At 58.7% G+C, this 3,738-nt stretch carries 3 protein-coding genes; 1 reads left to right on the top strand and 2 read right to left on the bottom strand.

Going from position 1 to position 3,738, the window contains the following annotated elements; translation table 11 throughout:
• Both Q0072_RS18410 and Q0072_RS18405 read right to left on the bottom strand, forming a co-directional pair.
• The coding region (locus Q0072_RS18410) for a CmpA/NrtA family ABC transporter substrate-binding protein (RefSeq protein ID WP_298333015.1) at window positions 1–583 on the bottom strand (583 nt) is incomplete at its 3' end.
• A gap of 13 nt (window positions 584–596) precedes the next feature.
• On the bottom strand, window positions 597–1,844 hold the full coding sequence (locus tag Q0072_RS18405; RefSeq protein WP_298333014.1) for an alginate export family protein: 1,248 nt from the start codon (window positions 1,842–1,844) through the stop codon (window positions 597–599).
• A 405-nt stretch (window positions 1,845–2,249) separates the two neighbouring features.
• Between Q0072_RS18405 and Q0072_RS18400 the strand changes: the two genes are divergently transcribed.
• Window positions 2,250–3,738, top strand: a 1,489-nt coding sequence (locus tag Q0072_RS18400; RefSeq protein ID WP_298333013.1) for a hypothetical protein, incomplete at its 3' end; no start/stop codon positions are given.

The raw sequence follows: 3,738 nt of genomic DNA, 5'->3' as shown, positions 1-3,738 counted from the left end.
TGGAGACATCTGTATCCGGATTGATCCCGGCGGCCGCCAGCCAGTAGCGCACCCACAAATCATGTGTGCCGCCGCGATAGGTCATGGCCACCTTGGCCAGATTGCCGGCGGCCTTCATCTGGGCAAACTTGGCCTTCGCACCGCCGGCATTGAGGCCGACCTGCACGTTTTTCAGATCGTTACCGACGCTGATGGCCTGCCCATTGGTATTGAGCCGCGACAGAATATACATCGGCGTCTTGCGCGCCCCGACGCCAAGCGTGAACTGATACGGCATGGGGCTGAGGATATGCGCCCCGTCGATGCCGCCGCCTTGTGAGCCGAGCACGATATTGTCGCGCGTGGCCCCCCACGAAGCCTGTTTCAGCACCTCGACATTGGGCAGGCCGTATTTGGCAAACAGGCCTTTTTCCTTGGCAATGATGAGGGGGGAGGCATCGGTCAGGGCAATAAAGCCCAGCTTGGCACCGGAAACCTCAGGCCCTTTGCCGGCGGCATAGGCACCGGAAGGAAAAAGCCCTTTGGCAGCGGCGACGGTGGCGGCGGCCCCGATCAGGGCCTGACGGCGGGAAAAGGTGGTCATATCAGGCAGTCCCTTAGAGTTTGTATTCGAAGCCGACCCACACCTTGGTGCGCGAGGCGGGCATGAGGGTGTTGGCGCGCTCAAAGTCGGCATATTTCAGCAGCAGCGACAGGTTCCTGGTCAGGCCAGAGGCAAACTGCGCGTCGAACTCCGTGCCGATCGACTGGCTGAGGCGATCCGTCTCAAAATCGTGGTAGGCGAGCGTCAGGGTCGGGTTCTTGATCAACGGGAATGACGGATGGGTGTAGCCTGCTACCGTCAGGGTGTAGCTGAGGTTCTTGAACCCGTTGGCCATGGTCTTGTTGCCATTGAAGGCCAGCGCATCGGACCAGCCATTGAAGGCGTGCGCGGTGGCCAGCGGCGTAATAAAGCCGCGCGTGCCGTCCCCTTCAAAGGTCTCGTAACCGACCTTGAAGGTGTACATGTCCCAGGTCACCGCCCCGTCGATATTTGAGGCGGACAGCTCGAAATCGGCCGGGTTATAGCCATAGTCGGTCTGTTTGGCGTAGTCACCGGACTGGGCCCGCTTAGAGGATGATGCCCAGGGCGAACCGTACGCCTTTAGGCCGATGGTATTAGTCGAGTTCGCCTTAGCATTCTCGAAATCGAGCGCGTAATCAAAGGCCTGAAGCTTCAGGGCTTCATTGATCGGCAGGGTGACATTCAACAGGTGGCTGTCGGAATCCCAGTCAGCGCTTTCGCCGAGAACACGGTTGACCTGAAACACATAGGCGTAGGTGACGGCCAGCTTGCCCAGCGTGGTATCGACGCGCAGGGCATCGAAGGTCTGTTCGTCCTGACGCCAGCCGACATTGCCGATGAAGCGCGCATCGTCGAGGATGAGGCGCTGACGACCGGCGGTGACGGTGGTGAAGCTTGAGGGCGTCCATACCACCTGCGCGCGGTTCAGTTCGGTCACCGTCGGGTCATTGACGGCCGGATATTGCGTCTTGCCGTTGGTGGTCGAGTTGTAGTCGTCATCCAGAGCGCGGACGTCTTCGAATTCCACGAGAAATTTCAGGTTCTTCCAGTCCGCCGACTGAAAGCCGATGCGATTGCGCAGGGTCAGGGCCGATCCCTTTTTCAGCCCCGCCTGATCCACGCCCTCATAGCGCAGGCGGCTTTCCAGCAGAGGCTTGCCCATGGCCAGCGCCTCGCCAAACGCCTCCTGAGCGAAAGCCGGGGCACACACCCCGCTTAACAATGTTGCGCCGCACAAAATTAAAGGCGCACTTTTCCGACGCAGCTTGAGATGGGCCACGGTCATATCCCCTGAAAAGAGCAAAAAAAAACGCCCCAGACTAAACCGCAGGTTCCCCTTGTGCGGTAATGGTCTGAGACGTCGTTGTCCGGTGATGGGCGAAGCCTTCTGTGGCGCCGCCGTGTGTTATCCGCCTTTGGATAACGTCGTCAGCGTCATATAACATTCACGAGGCGTCAATCTTTTTTTTCGCAAACGCGTAAAATTTATCAAAGACGCCATCGTGTGAGATAGTTTGGCCACAAGGGAGCGAGCCCAATTCGCGGAGATCACCGGGGCCTCGTGTTGCTGCATTGCAACTGGGCAATTTTTTCCAATACAACGTTATCTTTGCCCGTTTTCCTAAATTAAAAGTTGTGCTCTTAGTGGTGCGTCTAATTACGATGGGCGCAGCTGGGGGGCGGAATGGGCTGGCGTTTTCTTTCTATAGCTGTTGTACTGATCTGCCTTGCAGTGTCGGGTAATGTACACGCCAGCGACCTCAAGGGGGCGGCCACATATCTTAATGAGGGGCGCTATGATGAGGCGCTGAAAGCCTATCTGGATGCGGCATCTGAGGGGCAACCCGCAGCTGTGAGAGCCGAGGCCGAAGGCGGTGTGGGGCTTGTCTATTTCCTGACCGGACGCATATCTGAGGCCGAGAAGGCCTTCAGGAAAAGCCTCGGGCAAGCCGAAGCGGCCGGGCGTCGCGACCTGGCGGCACGCAGTGCCATGAACCTGATACAGGTGCGGCTGCGACAGAATAACCGGTTATCGGTGTTGCCGTGGGTGAGCGGTATTGCTGTTCAGAGCACTGAGAGGGCAGACCCTGACAGTTTAGACTGGGCAGAGTCCGCTGTTCGATACGCCAGTAAGGAACAACGGGTTGATCTGGAGGTGAAGGCCCGTGTCCTGTATGCCCGCACGGCTATCGGTGCAGAATACAGGGCTCGCGTTCTGCGGCAATTGACTACGGCTCTGGACCGGGCATCCGGACCAGAACCTTATGCCGAGGGGTGGCTTCTGATTGCCGATGCGGCGATCAACCGCGCCTACGCCGAACACAGCGATACCTATGATCAGATAGCTTATCGGGCGTTGACCAGGGTTACGGATAAAGACGATCGGGCGTTTCGGGCACGTTCTATGGCACTGCTCGGCAGGTTATACGCGCGTGCCGGCCGGCTGGACACGGCGCTGTCCCTAACCGGGGAAGCGGAATTGCTGGCGGCGCAGGCGCGTGATGAAGCCGGTCAGTTGGAATATAGCTTGCAAAAAGCGGTCTTGCTACAAAAGGGTACGCACCCTGCGGATGCGGACCTTGCCTATGCGCGGGTGGTGTCCCTTGTACAGGCCCTGCGCCCGTCGGTCGCCCAATTGGCTGATCTGGAGCAGCGGACCTATCTGCACGCCTTGATGCTTCAGGCGCTGGAAAGCCGTGTCGCCTATCTTCTGACGACCGGCGATCAGGACCAGAAGCGTCTGCGCGAAGCGCGCTATACGCTGGAACTGGGTCGTCTGGTGGACCTTGAAAAATACTTCGCAGATGCCTGTATCCGCTTCGGTATATCGGAGGTCAGGGATATTGAAGAACTCGATCCGCAAGCGGCGGTTCTTTACCCGATCCTGCTTGAGGATCGGGTGGTGGTTCTCGCCAGCGCTGTTAATCCGTCAAGCAAGACCGTACAGATCCAGCGTTTCGAGCGCCGGGTAAGCCGCCATGAGGTCGTCGCTCAGGCGCACGCCTTGTCAGAGACTATCCGGGATCGCGCCTCAGACCTGCCGGCGGCGCGCGCGCTCTACGATTATATCGTCAGGGACGCTGTGCAATCCCTGAAATCTCAACAGGTTCGGACACTTGTTTTTTCTCCCAATCAGGAATTGCGGAATGTGCCGTGGGCGGCGCTGCACGACG

Source organism: Asticcacaulis sp. (genome assembly GCF_027484505.1).
Taxonomy (GTDB): Bacteria; Pseudomonadota; Alphaproteobacteria; order Caulobacterales; family Caulobacteraceae; genus Asticcacaulis.
Note: the sequence above shows the minus strand (reverse complement) of the source record. Positions and strands in the feature narration are given on the sequence as shown.